The following is a 26,859-nucleotide window of genomic DNA, read 5'->3' as shown; positions in this document are numbered from 1 at the left end:
TTAAAGTGCGGCGTTCTTGGTGATGATGCCGACGATGACCGGCCCCCACAGCGTCAGGAACACGTTTGCGACTGCATAAGTGACGGTGAATGAGACGACCGGCGTGGCGTTGCCGGCCTTCTCCAGCAGTGCAGCGAAGGCGGGATTCGCACTGCGTCCGCCAGCCACGCAGGCCAGCGCTTCGATGGGATTCTTGATGCGCAGAACGTAATAGGAGAAAAAGAAGGTGATGATCTGCGGAATCAGCGTGACGCCGACACCGAGAAAAAACAGCGTCAACCCGTGCTCCCGTATGGCGACCAGCGCCTGGGGGCCGGCCGAGATGCCCACCACACCCACGAACACGGCCAGTCCGAAGTCGCGCAGAAACGTGGACGCACCGATGGGCAGGGCGGCAAATCTCGGATGCACGCTGCGCAGCCAGCCGAACAACAGGCCCGAGAGCAGGCAACCGCCTCCGCTGCCGATTGAAACCGGCACGCCCCATAGCTTGAATTCGATCATGCCGATCAGCATGCCGATCAGCATGCCAATGCCGAAAAAAATGAAATCGGTGACGGCGGCGGCGCTGATTTTGTAGCCAATCTTGGACTGCACCCGGTTCAGGTCGGCAGGGCTCCCCAGGAAATGCAGTTCATCGCCGGTCTTCAATTGCAGTTTGCCCAGCAAGGGCAAATTCCTTCCCATCCGCTTTACCGCGGTCAAAAAGACCCCACGGCGCGTTTCGATGTTGGCATGATCGTGTATCTCGGCGATTTCACGCCCGCTCAGCGCACGATTGGTCAAAATAATTTCGCGGTTTTCCTCGACTAGCGACAGGCCGGCCGGAGGAGCCATTTCGGCGCCGAGCAGATCATGAGTGGCTTTCAGCGCATCGACCCTGCCGGTGATTGCAACCTGGTCGCCCGACTGGATGATGGTCGTGTCGGCCATGTCGATCATGGCGCCCCCCCGCAGGATGGCTTCCACCGCGGCATCGCCAAGCGCCTTGTCGATCTCCAGAATGGTCCTGCCCACCGCTTTCCCATTTGGCGCCACTTCATACATGCGCGTGGATAGCGTTGCGACCGCATTGAACTGGCCGGGGTCCAGTTCCGCGCTGCCTCCCGACATCTCTTTCGCAAGCTTGACGGCTTCCTTGCGGATGTCCCATTTCATGATGAGCGGCAGAAACCAGCTAACCATGATGATCGGCCCGAGCGACCCGAAGATGTAGCAGACGGCATAGCCCACGGCCACATTGGTCTGCATGGTTTTGACGAGGGCGGGCGACAAACCCAGCTTCGCGATCGCATCGCCGGCGGTACCGAGAATCGCAGACTGCGTCAGGCCGCCCGCGGCCAGACCTGCCGCCATTCCTCGATCCAGTCCGAACATCCACGCGGCGATCAGCACGCAGAGCAGACCGATCAGACACATGACGAAGGAGGAAATCAGCTGATTGAGGGACCGGCGGTTCAATGCATGAAAGAACTGCGGGCCACCCTGGAATCCGACCGCGTAGATAAACAGCGCAAAGAAAATATTTTTGATCCCGCTGTCTATATCAACGCCCAGCTGACCGATGATGACTCCCACCAGCAAGGTCCCGGCGATCCCCCCCAGCACAAAGCTTCCTATCTTGATTTTCCCGACCCAATAACCCAGCGCGATCGTGATGAAGAGTGCAAGCAGTGGCTGAATGGCGAATAAATGTCGTATGACGTCCATCTCGGTCTCATGAAAGTAGTGGTTGCGAGACATCGTAGGTACTCATAGACATTGAGATGTTGATTTAGGTCAACACCGCCCGGTGCCGCAAGAGAATAGGCAAGTGCGCCGAGCGGAGATTTCCGAACAGACGCATTACCGCGCAAAAAAGCCGGACGCGACCCTGGAGTGCGGATCGCCCGGCTGTGACCGCACCGGATGCATAAAAAAAGGCCGCGCAAGCGGCCGTTTGTTTGTGAAGCGCGGAATCAATGCGCGATGCGCGTGCCCAACACCTTGAGAAACTGCGCCAGCCAGGCCGGATGCGCGGGCCAGGCCGGAGCGGTCACCAGATTGCCGTCGGTATGGGCCTGGTCGATGGCGATATCGGCGTACGTGCCGCCCGCCAGCCGCACCTCAGGCGCGCAGGCCGGATAGGCCGAACAGGTGCGGCCCTTCAGGATGCCCGCCGCGGCAAGCAGCTGCGCGCCGTGGCACACGGCCGCGATGGGCTTGCCGGCCTGGTCGAAGTGACGCACGATTTCCAGCACGCGTTCGTTCAGGCGCAGGTATTCGGGCGCCCGGCCACCGGGGATCACCAGGCCGTCGTAGGCGGCCGGATCGACCTTGGCGAAGTCGAAGTTCAGCGCGAAGTTGTGGCCGCGCTTTTCGCTGTAGGTCTGCGCGCCTTCGAAATCATGGATGGCGGTGGCGATGCTGTCGCCCGCCTTTTTGTCTGGACATACCGCATGCACGGCATGCCCCACCGCCAGCAGCGTCTGGAAGGGCACCATGGTTTCGTAATCTTCGGCGTAGTCGCCCACCAACATCAACAAATTCTTGCTCATGCGTGTCTCCTCGTAAGCCGCCTGGCGGACTGTCCGCCGGCCGATCTGTTTGTCCTCATTATGCGGCAAGCCTTGTTGCCTGACTATGACCCGGCGCCCAAGCACGCCCAGCGCCTATTCCAGCGCCGCGTTCACCGGTCTGGCACCCAGCAGGTCGACCAGCGCCGCCGGCTCGATGCTCACCAGATAACCGCGCCGCCCGCCGTTGATGTAAATGCGCGGCAAGTCCAGCACCGAGGCCTCGACCCAGATGGGCATGCGCTTGCGGGTGCCAAAGGGCGAAGTGCCGCCCACCTGATAACCGGAATGACGCTGCGCCACCTCGGGCTTGCAGGGCGCGACCTTCTTGGCGCCGATCTGGCGCGCGAGGTTCTTGGTGGACACCTCGCGGTCGCCGTGCATCAGCACCACCATGGGCCTGGCATCCTCGTCTTCCATGATGAGGGTCTTGACCACGGCATGCTCGTGCACACCGAGTTGGCGCGCCGATTCGACCGTACCGCCGTGATCGACGTAATTGTAGGGATGCTCGGCGTAGGCCACCTTGCGCTGCTTGAGGAGCTGGGTGGCGGGGGTTTCGCAGACGTGCTTGGTTTTGCTCATGATACCGGCGAGTTTAAATTTCAGCCGCGCGGATGATGCGCCGCGTGCAGGGCCTTCAGGCGCTCGCGCGCCACATGGGTGTAGATCTGCGTGGTGGAGATGTCGGCGTGCCCCAGCAGCATCTGCACCACGCGCAGATCGGCGCCGTGGTTGAGCAAGTGCGTGGCGAAGGCATGGCGCAGCACGTGCGGCGACAAGGGCGCATGGATGTCGGCCTGCGCGGCGTATTTCTTGACGATCTGCCAGAAAGCCTGGCGCGTCATGGCCTGCGCGCGGGCCGTGACAAAGAGCGCATCGCTGACCTTCGCGCCGGTCAATTCAGGGCGCGCCTGACGCGAGTAGCGATCGATCCAGTGCGCGGCTTCGGCGCCCAGCGGCACCAGGCGATCCTTGCCGCCCTTGCCCAGCACCACGCGCACCACGCCTTCGTTCAGACTCACTTCGAGCGCGCGCAGGCCCACCAGTTCGGACACGCGCAGGCCGGTGGCGTAGATCGTCTCCAGCATGGCGCGGTCGCGCAGGCCGCGCGCGGTATCGACGTCCGGCGCTCGCAGCAGCGCTTCGACCTGCGCTTCCGACAAGGTCTTGGGCAGGCGCGGCGGCTGCTTGGCCGCCACCAGCGTCAGGCACGGATCACGCGCACTGCGGTGCTCGCGCAGTGCCCAGGCGTAGAAGCGGCGCAGCGCGGCCAGGCGCCGGTTGGCCGTGGCGGGCCGGCTCTGCGCATGGCGCGAAGCGAACCAGGATTCGATGTGGGCGGTCTCGGCCTGAGTCAGCGCGAGGGCCGCCGGCAGGCGGCTCTGCGCAGGTGCTTCCAGCCAGGCGGCAAAGGCGGCGAGGTCGCGGCGGTACGCGGCCAGCGAATTGGCGGCCAGGCCGTCTTCCAGCCAGATCGCGTCGATAAAGGCGTCGATGTCGGCCTGCGCGGCCAAGACCGAGGCTGAAGAAGGGGAAGAATTCTTGTCCTTGCTCATCTGCCTGCGATTCTACCCGCGCGCCGCGCGCATGAGTCCGCCGCGTCTTCGGTTTACTCTTATGTACATCGCAATGTGATCCAAACACCGGGAAGCCACGGCATGAAGACCTATTTTCACGACGATCAGAAACTGCATCACCCACAGACCTATTTCTCGCGCGGCAAGATGCGCACGCCGCAGGAAATTCCCGCCCGGCTGGACGGCCTGGTGGGCGCGGCCCGCAAGCTGGGCTTTGCCGTAAGCGCGCCGGCCGACCAGGGCGCCGGCCCGATCTCGGCCGTGCACACGCTGGACTACCTGCGTTTTCTGGAAAGCGCCCACCGCAACTGGACGCAGTTGCCCGAGGACTGGGGCGACGAGGTCATGCCCACTATTTTCGTGCGCGAGCCCAACGCCCTGCGGGGCATGCTGGCGCAGGCTGGCCGCTATCTGGCCGACGGCAGTTGCCCGGTCGGTCCCAAGACCTGGCAATCGGCTTATTGGTCGGCCCAGTGCGCCGTCGCCGCCGCCCAGGACCTGTTGGCCGGCGAACGCCAGGCCTATGCGCTGTGCCGCCCGCCCGGCCACCATGCCCGGCGCGATGCGGCCGGCGGTTTCTGCTACTTGAACAATGCGGCCATCGCCGCGCAGCACCTGACCGCCAGGTATCCGAAGGTCGTCGTCCTCGATACCGACATGCATCACGGCCAAGGCACCCAGGAAATCTTCTACGAGCGCAACGACGTGCTGTACGTCTCGATCCACGGCGACCCGGAGAATTTCTACCCGGCGGTGGCCGGCTTCGAGAACGAGCGCGGCGCGGGCGCGGGCTACGGCTACAACGTCAACCTGCCCATGCCGCACGGCTCGCCCGAGTCGGTCTTCTTCGATAAGCTGGACCAGGCCTGCACCGCCATCGAACTGTTTCAGCCCGACGCGCTGGTGCTGTCGCTGGGATTCGACATCTTCGAGAAAGACCCGCAGGCCAAGGTCTCGGTCAGCGAAGGCGGCTTCGAGCGACTGGGCCGCGCGGTCGGCGCCCTAAAGCTGCCGACCTTGATCGTGCAGGAAGGCGGCTACTACATCGAGGCGCTGGAATCGAACGCCTGCCGGTTCTTCGACGGCCTGGCTGCCTGATTCCGGTGTTTCGGCGCACGGCCGGGCCCGCCGGACCGTGCCGAACTCTCAAGACCTAGTGCGATTTTCTCAATTGCTTTATGCCGCGCCGGCACATTACTCTGGCCTGATTTTCCGCTTACCCGATTGAGAGGCACATGACTTCCATCCCCAACGCCCGCCTGGGCGGACACATCCTGGTCGACCAATTGGCGGCGCAGGGCGTCAAGCACGTGTTCTGCGTGCCGGGCGAGAGCTATCTGGCCGTACTGGACGGCCTGCACGACGCGCGCATCGAGGTGACCGTCTGCCGCCAGGAAGGCGGCGCGGCCATGATGGCCGACGCGCACGGCAAGCTCACCGGCGAACCCGGGGTGGTGATGGTCACGCGCGGCCCGGGCGCGTCCAACGCCCTGGCCGGCGTGCACGTGGCCAAGCAGGACTCCACGCCGCTCATTCTGTTCGTGGGCCAGATCGAGCGCGGCATGCGCGAGCGCGAAGCCTTCCAGGAAATGGACTACCGCGCCGTGTTCGGCACGCAGGCCAAGTGGGTCACCGAGATCGACCAGGTCGAGCGCATTCCCGAGATCGTCTCGCGCGCCTTCCACGTGGCCACCTCGGGCCGCCCCGGCCCGGTGGTGATCGCCCTGCCCGAAGACATGCTGACCGAAACCGCGCAGGTGCCCGATGCGCCGCGCTACGAAGTCGTCGAGACCGATCCGGCCCCCGGCCAGCTGACCGAGCTGGCCCGCCTTCTGGCCAGCGCCAAGGCGCCGGTGGCCATCCTGGGCGGCACGCGCTGGAACGCGCAGGCCGTGGCGCAGTTCGCCGAGTTCGCCAAACGCCATGACCTACCCGTGGGCGTGTCCTTCCGGCGCCAGATGCTCTTCCCGGCCGACCACCCCTCGTTCATCGGCGACGTGGGCCTGGGCATCAACCCGGCGCTGGTCGAACGCATCAGGACCTCCGATCTGGTGCTGCTGATGGGCGGGCGCCTCTCTGAAGTCCCCAGCCAGGCCTATACGCTGCTGGACATCCCCGTGCCCCGGCAAAAGCTGGTTCACATCCACCCCGACAGCGGCGAGCTCAACCGCGTGTACCGGGCGAACCTGGCCATCAATACCTCGCCGATCGCCTTCTGCGCAGCCCTGGCGCAGTTCCCAGCCCCCATCGGCCGTCCGGCCTGGGCCGGCAGCACCGAAGCCCTGCACGCTTCCTACCTGAACTGGAGCGACCCGGCGCCCATCCGCACGCCGGGCAAGCTGCAGCTCGGTGAAGTGATGCAGCACTTGGAAAACACGCTGCCCGCGAACGCCATCATGACCAACGGCGCCGGCAACTACGCCACCTGGCTGCATCGCTTTCACCGCTTCACACGCTACGCCACGCAACTCGCGCCCACCTCCGGGTCCATGGGCTACGGCCTGCCGGCCGCCGTGGGCGCCAAGCGGGTCATGCCCGACAGAACCGTGGTCTGCTTCGCCGGCGACGGCTGCTTCATGATGCACGGGCAGGAATTCGCCACCGCAGTGCAGTACGGCCTGGCCATCATTGTGCTGCTGATCGACAACGGCATGTACGGCACCATCCGCATGCACCAGGAGCGCCACTATCCGGGCCGCGTCTCGGCCACCGGCCTGCAGAACCCCGATTTCGTCGCCTACGCGCAGGCCTTCGGCGGGCACGGCGAGCGCGTCGAAACCACCGAACAGTTCGCCCCGGCCCTGGAACGCGCCCTGGCCAGCGGCAAGCCGGCCATCCTGCATTGCCTGATCGACCCCGAAGTCATCAGCCCGTCCACGACGCTGGAGAAGATCCGCGCCGCGGCGCTGAGGGGTTGAGCGGTCTGCGCAACCCGTCCCCCTGGGTGATCGTCCGGGGAGGGCCAGATCGGGGCAGGCTTCGATTGCGCGCCCAATTATTTTAAGTCTAAACTATTCTGATCAATCAACCGGAGACAGGACCATGTCCGACAGCCCCTCTTTCAACTGGCAAGACCCCCTGCTGCTGGACCAACAGCTGACCGAAGAAGAGCGCATGGTGCGCGATGCCGCGGCGGCCTATGCCCAGGACAAGCTCGCGCCGCGCGTGCTCGAAGCCTTCCGCCACGAAAAGACCGACCCGGCCATCTTCTCCGAAATGGGCGAGCTGGGCCTGCTGGGACCGACCATACCTGCCGAGTACGGCGGTTCGGGCCTGAACTACGTCAGCTACGGCCTGATCGCGCGCGAAGTCGAGCGCGTCGACTCCGGCTACCGCTCCATGATGAGCGTGCAGTCGTCCCTGGTGATGGTGCCCATCAACGAATTCGGCAGCGAAGAGCAAAAGCGCAAGTACCTGCCCAAGCTCGCCCGCGGCGAATGGATAGGCTGCTTCGGCCTGACCGAGCCCAACCACGGCTCCGATCCCAACGGCATGGAAACCCGCGCGGTCAAGGTCGACGGCGGCTACAAGCTCACCGGCAACAAAATGTGGATCACCAACTCGCCCATCGCCACCGTGTTCGTGGTGTGGGCCAAGTGTGTGGGCGGCGAACACGACGGCAAGATCCGCGGCTTCATCCTGGAAAAGGGCATGAAGGGCCTGTCGGCCCCGGCCATACACGGCAAGGTCGGCCTGCGCGCCTCGATCACCGGCGAGATCGTCATGGACGAGGTCGAGGTGGACCAAGCCCAGATGATGCCCAAGGTCAGCGGTCTGCGCGGCCCTTTCACCTGCCTGAACTCGGCCCGCTATGGCATTGCCTGGGGTGCGCTGGGCGCAGCTGAATTCTGCTGGCATACCGCCCGCCAATACACCATGGATCGCAAGCAATTCGGCCGTCCTCTGGCGCAGAACCAGCTGATCCAGAAGAAGCTGGCCGACATGCAGACCGAGATCACCCTGGCGCTGCAAGGCTGCCTGCGCCTGGGCCGCATGAAGGACGAGGGCACCGCCGCGGTGGAAATCACTTCCATCATGAAGCGCAACTCCTGCGGCAAGTCCCTGGACATCGCCCGACTGGCGCGCGACATGCTGGGCGGCAACGGCATCTCGGACGAATTCGGCGTGGCGCGCCACCTGGTCAACCTGGAAGTGGTCAATACCTACGAAGGCACCCACGACGTGCATGCGTTGATCCTGGGCCGTGCGCAGACGGGCTTGCAAGCGTTTTTCTGATCCGGCCTGCCCGGTAGGCAAAACCTCATCTTTGCGCCCGCGCATTTGTCAGAACGGCCTCGCCCGCTCGCGGGCGAGGCCGTTTTCATAAAAAAGAAAACAGCGATGCTTGCCTTAAGTGCCTGGAACGGTGGGCCTTCGGCCTGGGCGCCCGCATCGCCAGCGTGACCTGGCTCACGACGCGGTTCATGTTCGCGCTATGCGCGCTGCTGCATCGGCCGACCTGAGGAGAGCCTCTTGCCCCCGATTTTGATCGATCCGCTTGAACGATCACCTGGCGTACTTCTTCGCCGCTGCGACGCAGACCACCGCGCCAAGGGTCACCAGCAACATCGTCCAATTCACCTGTTCGTGCAGGATCAGGGCGGCAAGGCCCAAGCCCATGAAGGGCTGAAGCAGCTGCAGCTGTCCGACCGCCGCGATGCCGCCCTGCGCCAGGCCGCGATACCAGAACACAAAGCCGATCAGCATGCTAAAGAGCGAAACATAGGCCAGGCCGATCCACGCCGATTCGGGCACGTGCTGGAAGGAGGCGGGCCAGGTCAGCAGCGCGATCAGCAGCATGAGAGGCAGCGACAGCACCAACGCCCAGCTGATGACCTGCCATCCACCCAAAACACGGGAAAGTCGCGCGCCCTCCGCGTACCCCATGCCGCACACGATGACAGCGGCCAGCATCAGCCAATCCCCCTGCAGAGAATTTCCCCCGCCCCCTATGGCGGCGTAGCCCGCGACAATGGCGGCACCCAGGATCGAGAATAGCCAGAACAGCGGCCTGGGGCGCTCCCCGCCGCGCAATACGGCAAAAACAGCAGTGCACAGCGGCAGTATGCCCACGAACACAATCGAGTGCGCCGAGGTGATGTGCTGCAGCGCCAGTGCCGTGAGCAGCGGAAAACCGATCACGCAGCCCAGCGCCGAGAGTGCGAGGGACGGCAAATCGGCCGGCTTGGGACGGGGCTGCTTGAGCGCCAGCAGCAGCAGCAACCCCAGCAAGGCCGCAATGCTCGCACGCGCGCAGGTCAGGAAGGTCGGATTGAACCCGGCGACCGCCAATCGGGTGGCCGGCAGCGAACCGGCGAATATCGTCACGCCGATAAAGCCGCTGATCCAGCCGCTGCTTGTTTTTTCCATGGAAAACCTCTCAAAGAAAGGCCCCCAGTTGACCCCGGCGATGCTGTCCAGGCCAGAGACAAACCAATACAATTAAAAAGAACTGTTTTGTTAAAAACTCCAATACAGTTGGCAAAAAATGAAGCAACACAGCACGCGAATCCGTGCGGTGATGGCGCAAATCCAGTCCAGAATCGCCGCGCGCGTCTACATGCCGGGGGCCCGCCTGCCCTCAGTGCGGGCGCAGGCGCAGGCCATGCGGCTTTCGGTCTCGACCGTAGTGGAAGCCTATGCGCGGCTGGCCGCCGAAGGGGTCATCGCTTCGCGCCCGGGGGCCGGGTTCTATGTCGTGGGTCCTGCCGCGCCGCTGGCGCTGGCGCAGATCGGCCCCCGGCTCGACAGAGAAGTCGACCCGCTATGGATCTCACGCCAGTCGCTGGAGGCCGATGCCGCCGTGCTCAAGCCTGGGTGCGGCTGGATGCCCGCATCGTGGCTGTATGAGGCGGGCGTGCGCCGCGCCCTGCGCCAGCTGGCGCGATCCGGCACGACGGAACTGGTCGAATACGCCACGCCGCTGGGCCATCCCGCGCTGCGCCAATTCCTTGCCCGCAGAATGCTGTCCACCGGCATCGAGGCGGCTGCCGAGCAAATCATGCTCACCGACTCGGGCACGCAGGCAATAGACCTGATCTGCCGCTTTCTGCTGGAACCGGGCGACACCGTGCTGGTGGACGACCCTTGCTACTTCAATTTCCACGCCTTGCTCCGCGCGCACCGCGTGCGGGCAGTAGGCGTGCCCTATACGCCCAGCGGTCCGGACGTGGAACGGTTCGGCGCCGCGTTGCAGGCGCACTCGCCGCGGCTCTACATCACCAACTCCGGCATCCACAACCCGACCAGCGCCACCCTGTCGCCCGTAGTCGCGCATCGACTGCTCAAGCTGGCGGAGAGTTCGAATCTGGTGATCGTCGAGGACGACATCTTCGCTGACTTCGAGACCAGTCCCGCCCCCAGGCTTGCCGCCTTCGACGGCCTGTCGCGCGTGATCCAGATCGGCAGTTTCTCCAAGACGATTTCGGCCGCGATGCGCTGCGGCTATGTCGCGGCGCGGCCCGACTGGATCGAGAGCCTGGTCGACCTGAAGATCGCCACCACCTTCGGCGGCGCACGCCTGGCCGCCGACATCGTGCTGGCCGCGCTGACCGACAGCGGCTATCGCAAGCACATGGAAACCGTGCGGCTGCGGCTGACGCAGCAAAGAGAAAAGACCATCGCGCGACTGGAAGCGATGGGCATCCAGCCCTGGCTCGTGCCCCAGGCGGGCATGTTCCTGTGGTGCCGCCTGCCCGAAGGCAAGGACGCGGCCAATCTGTCCCGCCTGTGCCTGAAGGAGGGCGTGGTGCTGGCGCCGGGCAATGCGTTCAGCCAGTCGCGCAGCGCCGGCGATTTTCTGCGCTTTAATGTGAGCCAATCGACCGACGAACGGATCTTCGCCGTGTTGGCGCATGCGCTGGCCGCATAACGCGCCCAGGCGCAGCCTTCGGGCTGACCGATCTCAGCCCAGCAGCCCCGCCGCGACGTTGATCGACAGTCCCAGCACGGCCAGGTTGAAGTAAAACGAAAGAATGGATTGCGCGAGCACCACGCGCCGCGCAGAGCGGCTGGCAAGCGCCACGTCGGCGGTCTGCGAAGCCACGGCGAGCGTGAAGGAAAAATAAAGAAAGTCCCAGTAGTTGGGTTCGAGCTCGCGATCGGGAAAACGCAGCGCGCGGTTGTCGGCGGGCGAACCATAGTAGAGCCGCGCGTAATGCAACGTGAAGATCGTCGGGATCATGAACCACGCGCCGAACATGGTCGCGACCGTCACCGTGTAATGGCCAAGCTCGGCGCGCAGACCCATGCCCTTCACGGTTGCAAGCTCGAAGGCGATGGCGGCGATGCTGGCCACCGTCGCCAAACTGACGACCACCAGCACGCCGGTCGCACTCTCATCCTCACGGACCGCGATCGCGCGCACCTTGTGATGATTCGCAGTGGCCATGCGTATCCATATCATTGCGAGATACAGCCAGATCGCGCAATCCCATCCGATCAACACGCGCGCGGCAGGCCGTGTCGGCAACGGCAGCAGCGCGGCGCACAGCACGCCCGCCGCGAGCGCCGAGGCCATGATCGGCCGGTTGCGCAGCACCTGCGGATAAAGCGTCATGATACGGCTCCAAAAATGGACAGAGGCAAGATTATCATTGCGCCATGCGGGATCACGACGGCATGAGCACGCCTTGGGCGGTCTGCGCGCGCAAAGGGCGCCGGCCGCAGGCGCCGCGGAAACTCAGAATCCGCTCGTATCCAGCGCGAATGCCGCGGCGGCCCGGCCGATACGGTCGTTGACCGCATCCCAATCCGGTGTGCGCGGCGGCGCCTGCACCAGCAGCCGGGCATAGCCGCCGTGATCGAGTTCGCGCAAGGTGGCGTAGAGCGCCTGGGCGTAATGCGCGGGGTCTGCCGGCACGATTCGCAGCTGCAGACGCGCGGACAAGTCGGCCGGCAGCGCCGGCAGATCGTCATAGCTGACCAGCACGCAGCGGCCGTCGGGCAAACCTTCTCCGCGCAAAGCGCGCGCCTGGCGCGCGCCATCGATCAGCTCCAGCGGCGTATGCGGCGCGTAATGTGCCTTGAGCGTGCCCGATGCGCGCGGCGCGGCGGCATCGGGGCTATGCACGGGCTGACCCAAGACCGCCGCGATCTGCACGGCGCTGATGTGCCCCGGCCGCAGCAGCACGGCGCCCACGCCCTGGTCCAGGCGCGACAGATCGAGAATGGTCGATTCGATGCCGACCTCGGCTGCGCCGCCGTCGAGCACGGGCATGCCCTGCGCGACCTCATCGGGAAACTCCCCGCGCACGTGCTCGGCCAGCGTCGGCGAGACCTGGCCGAACTTGTTGGCCGAAGGCGCAGCCACCCCCCCTTGCCCGCCGGGCTTGAGCGCCGCGAAGGCCCGCAGCAGGTCTTGCGCCACGGGATGCGACGGGCAGCGCAGTCCCACGCTGTCCTGTCCTGCGCTGACGGTATCGGGGATATGCGGCGCGCGCTTGAGAATCAGCGTCAGGGGCCCGGGCCAGAAGGCCTGCATGAGTTTGCGCGCCTGGTCGGGCACCTGCGCGGCCCAATAGTCCACATCACCTTCGGGCGCGATGTGCACGATGACGGGATGGTTGGCCGGACGTCCCTTGGCGGCATAGATGCGCGCGACCGCCTGCGGGTTCTCGGCGTCCGCGCCCAGGCCGTAGACGGTTTCGGTAGGAAAGGCCGCCAGCCCGCCTTCGGCCAGGCAGCGCGCCGCGCGGTCGATTTCCTGCTGGGACGGGACAGGCTGCGCAGCCGCCTTGCTGTTCATTGCACGCTCGGTCAAAACGCGGACATGCCCAGCGCCGCGGCCACGCGGGCCGCGTCGGCCTGGGCCTGGGCCAGCGTCTGGCCGACGATGGTGACGTGGCCCATCTTGCGACCAGGGCGTGCTTCGCGCTTGCCGTACAGGTGCAGCTTGGCGCTGCCCGATGCCGCCAGTGCGGCGGCCCAGTCGGGTTCGCGCGCCGAGCCGCGGCCGCGGGTGAACCAGATGTCGCCCAGGATGTTGAGCATGACCGAAGGCGCCACCACGCGCGTGCTGCCCAAAGGCAGGCAGGCCATGACGCGCGCCTGCTGTTCGAACTGACTGGTGACGCAGGCGTCAATGCTGTAGTGGCCGCTGTTGTGCGGGCGCGGCGCGATCTCGTTGACCAGCAGCCGGCCGTCCTGCAGTACGAAGAATTCCACGCACAACACCCCGTGGTAGCCCAGGCCCCGGGCGATGGCGCGCGCCGCTTGCGTGGCCGCTTCGCGATGTGGCGAAGGATCGGCGTCGCCGACCACGGTGGAGACGGCCAGGATACCGTCGCGATGGTCGTTGCGCGACACGGGATAGGCCACGTCCTGGCCGTCGAAGCCGCGAGCCAGCACGACCGAAATCTCGTAGTCCAGCGGCAACAGCGCTTCCAGCACGCACGGCACGCCCTGGAATTGGGCAAAGGCGGCCAGGGCCTCGTCGCGGGTCTTCACGCGCGCCTGGCCCTTGCCGTCGTAGCCCAGGCGGGCCACTTTGAGTATGCCGGGGAAAAGCGCGTCGGGCGCGTGGCGCAGATCGCCCTCTTCGCGCACCGCGAGGTGCGGCGCCACCGCGATGCCTTGCGCGGCGATGAAGGCCTTCTCGGCGATTCGATCCTGCACGATGGCCACGGCGTCGGCGGCCGGGCTGACGCGGCAGCGCGCCGACAGCATGCGCAGGCTCTGGGCCGGCACGTTCTCGAATTCGGTGGTCACGGCCCGGCAAAGCTCGGCCAGCGCGGCCAAGCCCGCGGCATCGTCGTAGGCGGCCTGGATGTGGCGGTCGGCCACCATGGCTGCGGGACCCTCGGCGGCCGGGTCCAGCACGGCAACTTTGTAGCCCAGACTTTGCGCGGCATGGCAGAACATGCGGCCCAGTTGCCCCCCGCCGAGCAGGCCGAGCCAGCCGCCCGGCGCGATGGGATCAATCGATGGCTCGGGCATCTCAGGCTCCGGGCAATTTCATGGCGCGCGCCGCGTCGGTCTGGCGCGCGCGAAAGGCCACCAGCTTGCGGCGCAGCGCCGCGTCGGTGGTGGCCAGGTTGGCGATAACGTGCAGGGCCGCGTTGGCCGCGCCGGCTTCGCCGATAGCGAAGGTCGCCACGGGAATGCCCTTGGGCATCTGCACGATCGACAGCAGCGAATCCTCGCCGCGCAGGTATTTGGACGGCACCGGCACGCCGAACACCGGCACGGCGGTCAGCGCCGCCATCATGCCCGGCAGGTGGGCCGCGCCGCCGGCGCCGGCGATGATGGCGCGCAGGCCCCGGCCGGTCGCGGCCGCGCCGTAGTCCGCCATATCCTGGGGCATGCGGTGCGCCGAGATGACCCGGGCCTCGCAGGGTACGCCGAACTCGCGCAACATGGCGACCGCGTTCTGCATGACTTCCCAATCGCTGGAAGATCCCATGACAACGCCGACCACCGGGGCTGGTGCGGCTTTGGCGCCCGACCTGGGTTTTGCTGCGGCCGCAGTCGCGGGTTTTGCGGGCTTTGCGCGGGAAGTCGAGTCTGTCTTGGCCATGGGGTAAAGTTCGAGTGATGCCTGGGCGGCCCGGCGCAAAGGGCTGCCGACCGGAAAACCTGGATTTTACCCGCCATGAGCGCCACTGCCCCATCCACCGACTCCATCCTCGAACTGCCCCTTCAAGACTGGCGCGCGCCCGAGGCCGCGACCCTGTCGACGCAGGCGCTGCGCGCGCTCGAGCAGGGCCGGGTGCTGCATTTCCCGCACCTGGGTTTTGCGCTGTCGCCCGAGGAGGGCAGCCTGCTCGACCCCAAGTACACCGACCCCAAGCGCAAGAACATCAGCCTCACCCCCAAGGGGCTGGCCGGCACCGTCGCCGCGGGCGCGGCGCGCGAGCGCGTACAGGGCATCCTGCAGCGCTATCTCGATTCGACCAGCGCCTTGCTCGATGCCTTGTTTCCCGGCTACCGCGCTAGCCGCCACGGACCGGCCACCAGCCTGCGCCTGCATGCCATCGGCACCTGGCATCCCTCGTGGCGCAAGGACGACCGGCTGCTGCACGTCGATGCCTTTCCCTCGCGCCCCCTGCACGGCGAGCGCATCCTGCGCGTGTTCACCAACATCAACCCCAACGGCAAGCCGCGCACCTGGCGCGTGGGCGGGCCCTTCGAGGCGGCCGCGCGGCGCTATCTGCCCACGATGGACAAGCCCTGGCGCCCCTGGCTGGCCGGACTCATGCACCAGGCCGGCATCACCAAGCAGCGACGCACCGAATACGACCACCTGATGCTGCAGATGCACGACGCGATGAAGCGCGACACGCGCTATCAGCAGGAAGGCGATTGGACCCAGGTGGACTTCATGCCCGGCAGCACCTGGGTGTGTTTTTCGGACCAGGTATCGCATGCGGCCCTGAGCGGACAGTTCATGCTCGAGCAGACCTGGCAGTTGCCGCTGACGGCCTTGAGCTATGCCGAGCTGGCGCCGGTGCGGGTGCTTGAGAAGCTCAAGGGGCGGGGATTGTTGGCGGCTTGAGGGCTGAACGTTGTCCGCGGGCTGGCTGGAGTTGCTAAGCCGCCAAGGTCGCAAAACCTATCACAAGGTGGTTGCGAGGCTCTTCAAACAGGCCGACACGCCGCAGTCCATGCTGGTGCCTAAAGCGCTGGCCAACGCCGTCACCAGGAACAGGCCCATCACGATGGTGCCCAGCAGGGACGTGGTGCGCTTGAGCGCATTGTCGCCCCAGCGGCGGTCCAGGGTCTGCATCAGCAACGCAAATGCCACCAGCACGCCAAAGACCAGGAAGGCCCAGCTATGCAGTCGCAGGCCCATGAGAAACCTGCCACCCGACTCGGTGGGCAGCAGCAGGGTCAGCCAACCCGAGATAGCAAGACCGGCCAAGGCCGACGTGATGGTCATGGCGTAGTGCAGTGGCGACGGACCGAGGCGCACGTTGAGCAGCAGGCCCACGCCCGCCAGGACCAGCGCCATGCGCTGCAAAGTACACAGCGGGCAGGCATAGCCCGCCGAGAGGCCTTGCCAAACCAGCGAGAAGACCAGGCCGATGCAGACCAGGAGCAGCACCAGGGCGTTGATCTGGCGGGAGCCATGGCCGGGACTTTCCAGAAATAGAGCCATGCCCGCCCCTTACAGCGCCAGCGGCAGGTGAGGACCGTCGATATTTGCGCAGGCCCAGGCCACGCACAAGCCCAGCGTGAGCAGCCAGAAGACAACGCAGGCAGGCCGCCTGCCCCGAATGCCGTAGCAGATGGCCAGCATTGCGGTCAGCAAGGGAAACAGCATCATCATGTTCCGCCCTCTCCTTTTTCTTCGTATTTTTCGATCTTCGGAAGTATAGGTAACAGAACGAAAAACCCGCAACCGCGTGAACGGAATAGGCGGAAGATCCGTCCGACCCGACAGGCGCCGGCCTGATCGCATCGAATGCGAGCCTCAGGCCGTCAGGCGGTCCAGCGCTTCGCGATATTTGGCGGCCGTTTTTTTCAGCACGTCCTCGGGCAGGCGCGGCGCGGGCGGCGTCTTGTCCCAGGGCTGGGTTTCGAGCCAGTCGCGCACGAACTGTTTGTCGAACGAGGGCGGACTGATGCCTTCGCGATAGCCGTCGGCCGGCCAGAAGCGCGAAGAATCGGGCGTCAGCACTTCGTCCATCAGATGCAGCACGCCCTTGTCGTCCAGGCCGAACTCGAACTTGGTGTCGGCAATGATGATGCCCTTGGTGGCCGCGAACGCGGACGCCTCGGCATAGAGCTTGAGCGTGATGTCGCGGATCTTCTCGGCCGTGGCCTGACCGACCTCGTTGACCACGTGGGCAAAGTCGACGTTCTCGTCGTGCGTGCCGAACTCGGCCTTGGCAGCCGGTGTGAAGATGGGCTGGGGCAGTTTGCCGGCCTGCTTCAGGCCCGCGGGCAGCGTGATGCCGCAGACGGCGCCGGTGGCCTGGTAGTCTTTCCAGCCCGAACCGATCAGGTAGCCGCGCGCCACCGCTTCGACCAGCACGGGCTTCAGACGCTTGACCACCATGGCGCGGCCGCGCACCTGCTCGATCTCGTCGGCCGCCACCACGTCTTCGGGCTTGATGCCGGTGACGTGCGTGGGGATGAGATGCCCCAGCTTCTTGAGCCAGAACTCGGTGAGCTCGGTCAGCACCTGGCCCTTGCCCGGAATCGGGTCATCCAGGATCACGTCGAAAGCCGAGATGCGGTCGGACGCGACAATAAGCAGCTTGTCCTCGCCCACGGCGTACATGTCGCGCACTTTGCCGCGACCCAGCAGGGGCAGGGATTTGATGGTGGATTGATGCAAGGCGGTGGTCACGGGAAGGTCTATCCTGGAAAGAACGGGCCCCGGCTCGAAGAACAACCGGGGCCGGGAAAACGAAGCAAGGGATTTTAGCCCCCTGCCGCCGACGCTTACTGAATGACCTGGGCCAGCTTGCCGGCGGCGTAGTTCGCGGCCATGTCGACCAGCGTGATCGCCTTGATCTTGCTGGCGTTGCCGGCGGTGCCGAACTGCTGGTAGCGCGCCACGCAGATCGCCTTGGCCGCGGCCTTGGCGGGCTTGAGGTATTCGCGCGGGTCGAACTTGGACGGGTTCTCGGCGAAGAAGCGGCGGATCGCGCCGGTCATGGCCAGGCGGATGTCGGTGTCGATATTGATCTTGCGCACGCCGTGCTTGATGCCTTCCTGGATCTCCTCGACCGGCACGCCGTAGGTTTCCTTCATGTCGCCGCCGAACTGGCGGATCTCGGCCAGCAGGTCCTGAGGCACCGACGAGGAACCGTGCATCACCAGGTGCGTGTTGGGGATGCGCGCGTGGATTTCCTTGATGCGCTGGATCGACAGAATGTCGCCGGTGGGCTTCTTGGAGAACTTGTAGGCGCCGTGCGAGGTGCCGATGGCGATGGCCAGCGCATCGCACTGGGTCTGCTTGACGAAATCGGCGGCCTGCTCGACGTCGGTCAGCAACTGTTCGCGCGTCATGGTGCCTTCGGCGCCGTGCCCGTCTTCCTTGTCGCCCTTCATGGTTTCGAGCGAACCCAGCACGCCCAGTTCGCCTTCGACGGTGATGCCGGCCTTATGGGCCACGTCGACCACCTTGCGGGTGACTTCGACGTTGTATTCGTAACTGGCGACCGTCTTGCCGTCGGCCATCAGCGAGCCGTCCATCATCACGCTGGAAAAGCCCAGGTCGATGGCGCCCTGGCACACGTCGGGCGACTGGCCATGATCCTGGTGCATGACGACGGGAATATGGGGATACGTATCGACCGCGGCCTGGATGAGCAGCTTGAGAAAGCCCTCGCCCGCGTATTTGCGCGCACCGGCCGAGGCCTGCATGATCACCGGGCTGTCGGTTTCGGCGGCGGCCTCCATGATGGCCTGGACCTGTTCCAGGTTATTGACGTTGAAGGCGGGAATGCCGTAGCCGTGCTCGGCCGCGTGATCGAGCAGCTGGCGCATGGAAACGAGGGCCATGGAAGGATCTCCTGGATTGGGTTTTTTTAATGGATGGGAAGCGCATCCGCGATTTACCCCGGATTTTACCGGGCGCCAGCGGAAATGTTTTTCCCATCGGGCAGCGCCGGGGCAACAACCGCAATGCGCAGGCTGTTTATTTTGTGAGCATACGTTGCCCGCTCGAAGACGCCGGCGCCGCGCCGCAGCGATTTGAGGGGCGTTTTCGGTCGATTCCCGGCCTATGACGCACGCCCGGGGCCGGATAGAATTCCCCCATGGCGACTTCTCCCCCCATTCTTCCGAGCGAAGCACTGCGCCTGGCGGCCGACCGCCTGGCCTCGGCGCGCCGCTCGTTCGAGCGGGGCGAGCGGGGCCTGCGCCAGCTGCGCCGTTCGCGCATTCCGTTCATCAACAGCCTGCGCAATACCGGGCTGACCTACGTCCAGGCGCGCGCCAAGTACGACAGGTGCCTGGACGAGCAGCAGCGCCTGCACCAGCAGACCACCCACGCCTTGAGCTATGCCGAACGGCTATACGGCACACTCTGCGCCCAGATCAACCTGGACGAGCAGAAGAAAGCAGCCTAGGGGTCCAGCCGCAGCGCCGACAGGCCCCAGCTACGCGTCGCGCACGGCCGATTTGGGCCGGAAGGCCTTGACCACCTCGGGCCGGGTCTGCACATACGGCCCGCCGATCAGATCAATGCAGTACGGCACGGCAGCGAAAATGCCGGGAACCTGCACGCCGCCGTCCTCGCCGCGCAAGCCCTCGAGCGTCTCGCGTATGGCCTTGGGCTGGCCCGGCAGGTTGATGATGAGCGCCGCGTGGCCGGCGGTTTCGCGGATCACCGCCACTTGCCGCGACAGGATGGCCGTCGGCACGAACTTCAGACTGATCTGGCGCATCTGCTCGCCAAAGCCCGGCATTTCCCGGGTGCCTGCGGCCAGCGTGGCCTCGGGCGTGACGTCGCGCCGCGCCGGGCCGGTGCCGCCCGTGGTCAGCACCAGGTCGCAGCCGCAGCGGTCCACCAGCTCGACCAGCGTGGCCGCGATGCCGGCCGCCTCATCGGGAATCAGGCGCTCCACAGCCTGCCAGGGCGAGTCCAGCGCCGTACCCAGCCATTGGGTCAGGGCGGGCAGGCCCTGGTCGGCGTAGACGCCGCTCGATGCGCGGTCGGAAATGGAAACCAGGCCGACGACCAGTTCGTCGGGATGATGGCGCTCGATGCGCGCCGGGGCGGATGCGGTGGTGGCGGTCATGGCGTAATCATAAAATCCCGGGAAACATTTCAGGAAATCTCATGCTGGACATCATTGACATCGATTTCAAGAACCCCGAGCACGGCCGCATTGTGGTCGCGCTGCTCGACGAATACGCCAGCGGCGATATGGGCGGCGGCGAACCCCTGCCCGCCTACACGCGCGACAACCTTGCCGCTTCGCTGGCCGCGCGCCCCTGGGCTCACGCCCTGGTGGCCCGGATCGACGGCCAACCGGCTGGCCTGGCCATCTACCTGGAAGGCTTTTCCACTTTCGCCTGCAAGCCGCTGGTGAATCTGCACGACTTCATGGTGTCGGCGCGCTTTCGCGGCCAGGGTATCGCCCAGTGCCTGCTGGCTGCGCTGGAAGACCGGGCCCGGGCCATGGGGTGCTGCAAGCTGACCTTGGAAGTATTGGAGGGAAACCTTCCCGCCAAGTCGCTTTACCAGAAAATGGGCTATGAAGGCTACATATTAAAGGAAGAAACAGGTCGAGCCATGTTCTGGCAGAAAAAGCTCGCGCTCTGAGCGGCACCTTGTGTCGCGCTGGGGGAGCGGTCGGGATTGCCTGAAAATTCGCTCATGTTGCATCGCAACATGAATTGCTGTGTAATCCAAGCAGACACCTGGCGTGCCGGTCCGTCCAGACCGGCCGCCCCCTCCAGGAGACTGCCATGGCAGCACCCGCATCCCCCTCCCCCGCCGCGCCCAAGCCTGCCTTTGCCGACCCCGTCCTCAATCCCTTGATGGCCGCCTGGCAATACGGCATTGATGCCTGGCAGCGCGGGGTGCTGTACACCGACGTGATGCGCCAGCGCGGCAACCAATATCGCAAGCACATCGCCAAGAAGGCGCCCAACGTGCTGTCCATGGATTCGCAAGTCGTTCTGGACGGCCGCACCTTCGAGCGCCCGGTCAACTACAGCCTGCTGCGCATCGCCCCGCCCAAGGACGTGCCGACCGATCCGATCAAGCGCCCTTTCCTGGTTGTAGACCCGCGCGCCGGCCACGGCCCGGGCATCGGCGGCTTCAAACCCGAGAGCGAAATCGGCGTGGCCATACGCGCCGGCCACCCCTGCTACTTCGCCAGCTTCCTGCCCCACCCCACCGAAACGCAGACGGTGGAAGACGTGATGCGCGCCGAGGCGCGCTTTCTGGAACACATCATCGACCTGCACCCCCAGGCCGAAGGCAAACCTGTCGTGGTGGGCAACTGCCAGGCGGGCTGGCAGATCATGATGACGGCGGCCATGCGGCCCGAGCTGTTCGGCCCCATCATCATCGCCGGCGCGCCGCTTTCGTACTGGGCCGGCTGGCGCGGCAAGAACCCCATGCGTTACGCAGGCGGCCTCTTGGGCGGCAGCTGGCTGACCGCGATGGCCAGCGACCTGGGACATGGCACTTTCGACGGCGCCTGGCTGGTGCAGAACTTCGAGCACATGAACCCGGCCAATACGCTCTGGACCAAGCAGTTCAACCTGTACGCCAACATCGACACCGAGGCCAAGCGCTATCTCGGCTTCGAGAGGTGGTGGGGCGGCCACGTATACCTGAACGGCCCGGAGATCCAATACATCGTCGACAACCTTTTCGTGGGCAACCGCCTGGCCACGGCCAGGCTGGTGACGTCCGACGGCATCCGCATCGATCTGCGCAACATCCAGTCGCCCATCATCGTGTTCTGCTCCAAGGGCGACAACATCACGCCCCCGCCGCAGGCGCTGGGCTGGATCACCGACCTGTACCAGAACGACGGCGAAATCCAGGCCCACGGCCAGACCATCGTCTATGCCGTTCACGAAAGCATCGGCCACCTGGGCATCTTCGTCTCGGGCAACGTGGCCCGCAAGGAGCATCAGGAGTTCGCCAGCAACATCGACATGATCGATGTGCTGCCGCCCGGCATCTACCAGGCCGAGTTCGAAGAGCGCACCGCCGATACGCCCAACGCTGAAACCGCCGGCGACTACGTGATGACGGTCGAGAACCGGACTCTGGACGACATACGCCAGATCGTCCAGGAGATCCCCGAAGACGACAAGCGCTTTGCCGTGGCCTCGCGCATCTCGCAGTTGAACCTGGGCCTATACCGCAACTTCGTGCAGCCCTGGGTACGCGCCGCTGTCACGCCGCAAGCGGCCCAGTGGATGCAGCACATGCATCCGCTGCGCCTGCCCTACGAGCTGATCTCCGACCAGAATCCCATGGTTGCGCCGGTGGCCGAGCTGGCCGATGCGGTGCGCGGGCAGCGCCAGCCCGCGCCGGCGGACAACCCCTTTCTGTTGGCACAGAACATGGCGTCGGACTGGATCGAGGCCAGCCTGGACATCTACCAGGAAATACGCGATTCGACCCAGGAACGCCTGTTCATGAACATCTACGGTTCGCCGCTGGTGCAGGCCTGGTCAGGCCTGGCCGCAACGGACCGCCCCGCGCGCGAACACCCCGGCGTCTCTCCCGAGCACCGCGATTTCCTGGCCCGACGCAAGACTGAACTGCACAGGCTGGTGACGGTGGGCGGCCTGCACCGCGCGGCGATCCGCATGTTGCTGTATGTGATCGGCTCGGAAGGCGCTCTGGACGAACGCAGCTTCGCCGTCATTCGCCGCCTGCGCACCAAGGACGGCCAGTCCGTGGCCACGCTGGAGCGGTTCAAGGAGCTGATGCGCGAACAGACCATGGTGATGCACCTGGACCCGGCCGGATCGCTGCGCGCCATGCCCAAGATGCTGTCCAAGGCCACGGCCGAAGACATCCGCGGAATGCTGGCTTCGATGAAGGAAGTGCTTGAGGCCGCACAGCCGCTGAACGAACGGGCCAGGACCAGCCTGCGCGAGATGGAGCACGTATTCGAGACGGCGGCCCGGCACGCCGAAGAAAACGCCGCCGAGCGCATTCCCAGCGGCAACGGCCTGAAGATCACGCCGCTGTCGATCGCCAAGGCCGATGCCCAGGCGGCGGACGCCGCTCCCGCCAAGGCGGTTCGCCGCAAGAAGTCCGCCTGAGCGGCGCGTCGGGCCGGTTTATGCGCAGACCGCTTACTTTATGGACTTGTTCAGCGGTTCCCCTGGCACGTTGACGTAAACCTTGTCGATCTTCACTTTCCCAAGGTTCCAATGGGCCATGATCTGGTTGTAGTTCGGGCTGCTGACGACCGCTTGGAACGCAAAGGTCAGCGCGTTCAAAAGCGCCTTCTGGCCTTTAAGAATGGCCGCGCCCTTGTAGCTGCGATAAAAAAGATTGTCCGTAAGCGTGTATTTGTCCGGATGCAGCTTCACGAGATAGGTCGCAATGGCATACGTGACCGGGACCGCGTCGACGCGCCCAATCTCCAGCGCCAGGATCCCGGGCGCGCTGCCTGGGAAAGTCTTGATGTCGATGGGCTTGAGTCCTTTGCCCGTGCAGATATCCGAGAGTTCCGTCATCAGCTTGGCCGACAGGCTGCCTTTGGGCGCGGACACCGAGAATCCGCATAGATCCAGCGGCTTGGAGAAGTCGCGGGTCTCGCCCTTGCGCGTGATCACGGTTTGCCCGTTTCCAAGATAATCGACGAAATCCACTACCTTCTCGCGTGCGCTCGTGTCGGTGAAATCTCCCATGGCCACGTCGAACCGGCCTGACTGCAGGCCGGGAATCATCGCGTCGAACGAGGTCTTTTCGAGCCGGATCTTGATTCCCAACGCCCGCGCCAGGCCCCCCACCATATCGACATCGACGCCCTGCAGTTTGCCATTGGGCGTAAAGATGAAGGGCGGCTCGTCGGTTATGACGCCTATGCTCAGGAACCCCTTGTCTTTGATCGCTTGCGCAAGCGCGTCATGCGCCTTGCGATCGACGGCGATCGATGCCGTCAGAGGCGTCGATCGGACCGTCCAGACGTTGAGCCCGGACTCCGTTATGCCGGGCGTGGCGCCGGCCGCCTGCGTCGCGGGGCTTGCCGCCGGCGCCGCCCAGGACGCGCCGCTCCAGTAAAGCGACAGCGCCGCGAACAGAACGGCACCTTTGAAGGATCTGGAGCATTTAGCGTGTTTTATTTTGAACATGATTTTGTCTCCTCTTTTTCATCACGTCAGTACGCGACCCAGTCGCTCGACCCCTTGCACGATGGATGCCTCGTCGGTCGCATATGACAACCTGAGCGCATGCTTGCCGCTGGCGCCGAACTCCTCGCCGCGCCTGACCATGACGCCGGCCTGCGCGGCCGTGGCGGCAAGGTCGGACGAGTTGCCCAGGCTGGCCGGATAATGCAGCCAGAAATAGAAAGCGCCTTCGGGACGCCGGAACCGTATGGAGGGAATCTTGCTCAGGCACGATTCCATGAGATCGCGCCGCCTATGAAAGCTGCGCCGCATCTTTTCCGCTTCTTCTCCCGCCTGGCGCAGCGCGGTGGCGCCGGCGATCTGATTGGCCGAATTGATGGCGCCGTTGAAGGTGCGGTGAACCGTGGAGGCCGCTGCAATCAAGCGCGGCTCGCCGACCAGGTAGCCCAGCCGCCAGCCGGTCATGGCGTATTTCTTGGAAAAAGTGCGGCTGACAATCAAATGGTCGCTCAGGCCGTCGATATCGAGCGCCGACACGAAGGGAGAATCGCCGTAGGTAAGCCCCTCGTAGGCCTCGTCGCACAGCAGGAGCAGGCCGTTGCGCGTGACGATGTCGGCAAACGAGGCCCATTCGCCGCGGCTGATCACGGCGCCGGTCGGATTGGACGGGTGGCACAGAATGATCAACTTGGCGCCTTTGGCGTCACGGTCGATGCCGTCGAAATCGAAGGCTCCGTCCTCGCCCCTGGAAAAGCGCCTCACGCTGGCGCCGGCCATATTGATCCCATCCAAATAGAGGGAATAGGTCGGGTCTTCCAGCAGCACCACGTCGCCGGGATTGATGAGCCCCAGTATCGTGGCAGTCAGGCCGGCCGAACCGCCGTGGGTGACCAATATGTTTTCGGACGAGAACGCCCTGCCCGAAACGGCGACCGCGCTCGCCAGGATCGCATCGACGAGCTCGCAACGCCCTTCTTGCGGGGAGTAATGGGTATAACCGGCGCCGAGCGCCTGTACCTGAGCGTCGATGACCGCCTGGGGCGTGCCGAAATCCGGTTCTCCGATGGCAAGCGAGATTTTGTCGGTGACGCCCGGGATCAGGTTCTTGCCCCGCAGGGACTGGCTACGGATGCGCTGCACCGCATCCGATGAAATCGAGTGTAGAGCTTGGTTCAATTCACTTCTCCATTGCTTTTCTGGGCACGACCCCGAGAAACTCGCGGGTTCTCTGTTCCCTGGGGGCATCGATGACCTGATGCGCGGGGCCTTGCTCCACGATGTTGCCGTCGGCCATGAAGACCACGCGGCTGCATACCTCGCGCGCGAAGCCGACCTCGTGCGTCACCACGAGCATGGATATGCCCAGGGATGCCACCTCTTTCATCACGTTGAGCACTTCATTGACCAGTTCCGGATCCAGCGCGGAAGTCGGCTCGTCGAACAGGATGACTTCCGGATTCATCGCCAGCGTCCGGGCGATCGCGACCCGCTGCTTCTGGCCGCCGGACAATTCGGCGGGATAGGCGTCCATGCGCTCGGCCAGGCCGACGCGCCGCAGCAGCTCGCGCCCGCGGGCCAAGGCCTGGTCCCGGGGCGTCTTGAGCACGTGTATCGGCCCCTCCACGACGTTCTGCAGCGCGGTCTTGTGGGGGTAGAGATTGAAGTGCTGGAACACCATGCCCACTTTTTGGCGCTGCCTGGCAAGACGCCTGCCGAACACTTCCTTGAGCGTGTCGCCGACCCGTTCGTAGCCGATGTAATCGCCGCACACCTTGATCGAGCCGCTGGTCATCTCTTCCAGATGGTTGACGCAGCGCAGTAGCGTGGATTTCCCGGAGCCGGAAGGGCCGAGGATGGCGACCACCTCCCCTTTCATGACGTCCAGGTTGATGCCGTTGAGCACGAGCTTGTCGCCGAATCGTTTCTTGACGTCGACGATCTCCACCACCGGGGTTTTAGATTCGGTCATCATCATGCGATATCCCTGTCCACGTTCATCGTCGCCTCGCTCTTGCCGCCCCCGCGCCTGGCATACCCTTTTCCTATGGCGCGCTCAAGGTAGTACTGCCCCAGGGTCGCGACGGTAACGAGTGCCAGGTACCAGATCGTGGCCACGACCAGCAGCGGCATGACCGCGTAATTGACCGCGTAAATATCCTGGACGTTGCTCAGCAGGTCGCCGCCGGAGATGAAGGCCACCAGCGCGGTCGCCTTGAGCAGGTTGATCGCCTGATTGCCCGTCGGCGGAACGATGACCCGCATCGCCTGGGGCAGAATGATTCTTCGCATGGCCTGGGCCTCGGTCATGCCCGTGGTGATGGCCGCCTCCCGCTGCCCCGGGTCGACCGACATGATGCCCGCGCGCACGATTTCGGCCATATAGGCGCCTTCATGCAGCGAGAAACCCACGATGGCGGCGGTGAACCCGGATATCACCGCATTGGTCTTGAGCATGACGCCCAGGCCCGTGAAAGGCACGCCCAGGAACAGCACCGGAAACAGCGCGGCCAGGTTGTACCAAAAGATCAGCTGCACCAGGAGCGGCGTGCCGCGGAAGAACCATAGATAGCCATTGGCGATGGCCGAGAAGATGCGGCTCCTGGACAAGCGCATGATCGCAATCACGGTACCTATGGCTACTGCCAGTATCTGGCAGACGACGGTCATCAGCAGCGTGACGCGCACGCCGGACAACACATGCTTGTCCAAGAGGTAATGGCCGACCATGGGCCATTGCATGTTTTTGTTGTCGGCGATGTGAAAAATGAACGAAAGCAGAAATATCGCGACCAGGCCCCCGGTCGCGATCTGAACCGGATGCTTGCTGCGCACAATGCGCAGCGGCCGCTTGCGGTCGTCTTTGTTTGCCATGGATGGATCCCTCGCGCTCGCCTGATGCGTCGAGCGACGCTTGTTACCGCGACGCCGGCAAGGAAGGCCCCCGATAGGATGCCCCCCGCCCCTGCGCCGCCGTGTTGACTCGAACGCGA

General features: G+C 64.9%; 27 protein-coding genes. 9 read left to right on the top strand and 18 right to left on the bottom strand.

The annotated features are described in order from the left end of the window. From aspT to xerD, 4 genes are all read right to left on the bottom strand, one after another. On the bottom strand, positions 1-1,710 hold the full coding sequence (gene aspT / locus H143_RS0111100) for an aspartate-alanine antiporter (protein ID WP_019938319.1): 1,710 nt from the start codon (positions 1,708-1,710) through the stop codon (positions 1-3). A gap of 248 nt (positions 1,711-1,958) precedes the next feature. Next, positions 1,959-2,537, bottom strand: a complete 579-nt coding sequence (locus H143_RS0111095; protein WP_019938318.1) for a DJ-1/PfpI family protein — start codon at positions 2,535-2,537, stop codon at positions 1,959-1,961. Positions 2,538-2,651: 114 nt separating this feature from the next. Continuing rightward, the gene (gene ybaK / locus H143_RS0111090; protein ID WP_019938317.1) at positions 2,652-3,140 is read right to left on the bottom strand and encodes a Cys-tRNA(Pro) deacylase; all 489 of its coding nucleotides are present in this window, start codon (positions 3,138-3,140) and stop codon (positions 2,652-2,654) included. 20 nt (positions 3,141-3,160) lie between these two features. Beyond that, positions 3,161-4,114 carry a site-specific tyrosine recombinase XerD gene (gene xerD, locus H143_RS0111085; protein ID WP_019938316.1) on the bottom strand — a complete coding sequence of 318 codons (954 nt, stop codon included), beginning with the start codon at positions 4,112-4,114 and terminating at the stop codon, positions 3,161-3,163. Positions 4,115-4,216: 102 nt separating this feature from the next. Here xerD and H143_RS0111080 point away from each other — a divergent pair, with 102 nt between their 5' ends. The 3 genes from H143_RS0111080 to H143_RS0111070 all read left to right on the top strand — a co-directional run bounded on the left by H143_RS0111080 (position 4,217) and on the right by H143_RS0111070 (position 8,371). Further along, on the top strand, positions 4,217-5,233 hold the full coding sequence (locus H143_RS0111080) for a histone deacetylase family protein (RefSeq protein ID WP_019938315.1): 1,017 nt from the start codon (positions 4,217-4,219) through the stop codon (positions 5,231-5,233). Positions 5,234-5,370: 137 nt separating this feature from the next. Continuing rightward, positions 5,371-7,053: a thiamine pyrophosphate-binding protein gene (locus H143_RS0111075; protein ID WP_019938314.1), complete on the top strand. Its 1,683-nt coding sequence runs from the start codon at positions 5,371-5,373 to the stop codon at positions 7,051-7,053. Positions 7,054-7,177: 124 nt separating this feature from the next. Next, on the top strand, positions 7,178-8,371 hold the full coding sequence (locus H143_RS0111070) for an acyl-CoA dehydrogenase (protein ID WP_019938313.1): 1,194 nt from the start codon (positions 7,178-7,180) through the stop codon (positions 8,369-8,371). Positions 8,372-8,641: 270 nt separating this feature from the next. Here H143_RS0111070 and H143_RS0111065 read toward each other — a convergent pair whose 3' ends face one another. Continuing rightward, positions 8,642-9,505 carry a DMT family transporter gene (locus H143_RS0111065; protein WP_019938312.1) on the bottom strand — a complete coding sequence of 288 codons (864 nt, stop codon included), beginning with the start codon at positions 9,503-9,505 and terminating at the stop codon, positions 8,642-8,644. Between the two features lie 118 nt (positions 9,506-9,623). Between H143_RS0111065 and H143_RS0111060 the strand changes: the two genes are divergently transcribed. Further along, positions 9,624-11,006 (top strand): PLP-dependent aminotransferase family protein, encoded by a 1,383-nt coding sequence (locus H143_RS0111060; protein WP_019938311.1) that lies wholly within the window; start codon positions 9,624-9,626, stop codon positions 11,004-11,006. Positions 11,007-11,039: 33 nt separating this feature from the next. On the opposite strand, the gene H143_RS0111055 is transcribed toward H143_RS0111060, so the two are convergent. The 4 genes from H143_RS0111055 to purE form a co-directional block, all read right to left on the bottom strand. Beyond that, complete coding sequence (locus H143_RS0111055; protein WP_019938310.1) at positions 11,040-11,693, bottom strand: DUF1345 domain-containing protein; 654 nt, start codon at positions 11,691-11,693, stop codon at positions 11,040-11,042. A 123-nt stretch (positions 11,694-11,816) separates the two neighbouring features. Further along, positions 11,817-12,881 (bottom strand): L-threonylcarbamoyladenylate synthase, encoded by a 1,065-nt coding sequence (locus H143_RS0111050; RefSeq protein ID WP_019938309.1) that lies wholly within the window; start codon positions 12,879-12,881, stop codon positions 11,817-11,819. 11 nt (positions 12,882-12,892) lie between these two features. Beyond that, positions 12,893-14,071, bottom strand: coding sequence for a 5-(carboxyamino)imidazole ribonucleotide synthase (locus H143_RS0111045; protein ID WP_019938308.1), 1,179 nt, complete (start codon positions 14,069-14,071; stop codon positions 12,893-12,895). A gap of 1 nt (position 14,072) precedes the next feature. Next, on the bottom strand, positions 14,073-14,537 hold the full coding sequence (purE, locus tag H143_RS0111040; protein WP_019938307.1) for a 5-(carboxyamino)imidazole ribonucleotide mutase: 465 nt from the start codon (positions 14,535-14,537) through the stop codon (positions 14,073-14,075). Here purE and H143_RS23130 point away from each other — a divergent pair. Then, a complete protein-coding gene (locus H143_RS23130) occupies positions 14,536-14,658 on the top strand; it encodes a hypothetical protein (protein WP_019938306.1) in 123 nt (40 codons plus the stop codon). The two genes, purE and H143_RS23130, sit on opposite strands and share 2 nt — an antisense overlap. 68 nt (positions 14,659-14,726) lie before the next feature. Continuing rightward, entirely contained in the window at positions 14,727-15,629 is a 903-nt protein-coding gene (locus tag H143_RS0111030) for a Kdo hydroxylase family protein (protein WP_019938305.1), read from the top strand. Positions 15,630-15,689: 60 nt separating this feature from the next. On the opposite strand, the gene H143_RS0111025 is transcribed toward H143_RS0111030, so the two are convergent. From H143_RS0111025 to fba, 4 genes are all read right to left on the bottom strand, one after another. Continuing rightward, positions 15,690-16,232, bottom strand: a complete 543-nt coding sequence (locus tag H143_RS0111025; protein WP_019938304.1) for a disulfide bond formation protein B — start codon at positions 16,230-16,232, stop codon at positions 15,690-15,692. 9 nt (positions 16,233-16,241) lie between these two features. After that, complete coding sequence (locus tag H143_RS22675) at positions 16,242-16,403, bottom strand: hypothetical protein (protein ID WP_019938303.1); 162 nt, start codon at positions 16,401-16,403, stop codon at positions 16,242-16,244. 144 nt (positions 16,404-16,547) lie between these two features. Further along, positions 16,548-17,429 (bottom strand): phosphoribosylaminoimidazolesuccinocarboxamide synthase, encoded by an 882-nt coding sequence (locus H143_RS0111015; RefSeq protein WP_019938302.1) that lies wholly within the window; start codon positions 17,427-17,429, stop codon positions 16,548-16,550. Positions 17,430-17,524: 95 nt separating this feature from the next. Next, entirely contained in the window at positions 17,525-18,589 is a 1,065-nt protein-coding gene (gene fba, locus H143_RS0111010) for a class II fructose-bisphosphate aldolase (protein ID WP_019938301.1), read from the bottom strand. A gap of 257 nt (positions 18,590-18,846) precedes the next feature. Here fba and H143_RS0111005 point away from each other — a divergent pair, with 257 nt between their 5' ends. After that, the gene (locus H143_RS0111005; protein ID WP_019938300.1) at positions 18,847-19,158 is read left to right on the top strand and encodes a hypothetical protein; all 312 of its coding nucleotides are present in this window, start codon (positions 18,847-18,849) and stop codon (positions 19,156-19,158) included. A gap of 30 nt (positions 19,159-19,188) precedes the next feature. Here the strand turns inward: H143_RS0111005 and mog are convergent, their stop codons facing one another. Then, positions 19,189-19,830, bottom strand: a complete 642-nt coding sequence (gene mog, locus H143_RS0111000; RefSeq protein ID WP_019938299.1) for a molybdopterin adenylyltransferase — start codon at positions 19,828-19,830, stop codon at positions 19,189-19,191. A 41-nt stretch (positions 19,831-19,871) separates the two neighbouring features. Between mog and H143_RS0110995 the strand changes: the two genes are divergently transcribed. Further along, positions 19,872-20,357, top strand: a complete 486-nt coding sequence (locus H143_RS0110995) for a GNAT family N-acetyltransferase (RefSeq protein WP_019938298.1) — start codon at positions 19,872-19,874, stop codon at positions 20,355-20,357. Between the two features lie 146 nt (positions 20,358-20,503). Continuing rightward, positions 20,504-22,834 (top strand): DUF3141 domain-containing protein, encoded by a 2,331-nt coding sequence (locus H143_RS20460; protein WP_019938297.1) that lies wholly within the window; start codon positions 20,504-20,506, stop codon positions 22,832-22,834. 33 nt (positions 22,835-22,867) lie between these two features. Here H143_RS20460 and H143_RS21610 read toward each other — a convergent pair whose 3' ends face one another. Genes H143_RS21610 through H143_RS0110970 form a run of 4 tightly spaced genes read right to left on the bottom strand, consistent with a single transcriptional unit; the run spans position 22,868 to position 26,740 of the window. Further along, a complete protein-coding gene (locus H143_RS21610) occupies positions 22,868-23,872 on the bottom strand; it encodes an ABC transporter substrate-binding protein (protein WP_019938296.1) in 1,005 nt (334 codons plus the stop codon). Positions 23,873-23,893: 21 nt separating this feature from the next. Beyond that, positions 23,894-25,045, bottom strand: a complete 1,152-nt coding sequence (locus H143_RS0110980) for a pyridoxal phosphate-dependent aminotransferase (protein WP_026349942.1) — start codon at positions 25,043-25,045, stop codon at positions 23,894-23,896. Position 25,046: 1 nt separating this feature from the next. Then, on the bottom strand, positions 25,047-25,844 hold the full coding sequence (locus tag H143_RS0110975; protein WP_019938294.1) for an amino acid ABC transporter ATP-binding protein: 798 nt from the start codon (positions 25,842-25,844) through the stop codon (positions 25,047-25,049). Continuing rightward, complete coding sequence (locus H143_RS0110970) at positions 25,841-26,740, bottom strand: amino acid ABC transporter permease (RefSeq protein WP_019938293.1); 900 nt, start codon at positions 26,738-26,740, stop codon at positions 25,841-25,843. Before H143_RS0110970 ends, H143_RS0110975 begins: the two co-directional genes overlap by 4 nt. Between the last annotated feature and the right edge of the window lie 119 nt (positions 26,741-26,859).

Source organism: Bordetella sp. FB-8 (genome assembly GCF_000382185.1).
Taxonomy (GTDB): domain Bacteria; phylum Pseudomonadota; class Gammaproteobacteria; order Burkholderiales; family Burkholderiaceae_B; genus Bordetella.
Note: the sequence above shows the minus strand (reverse complement) of the source record. Positions and strands in the feature narration are given on the sequence as shown.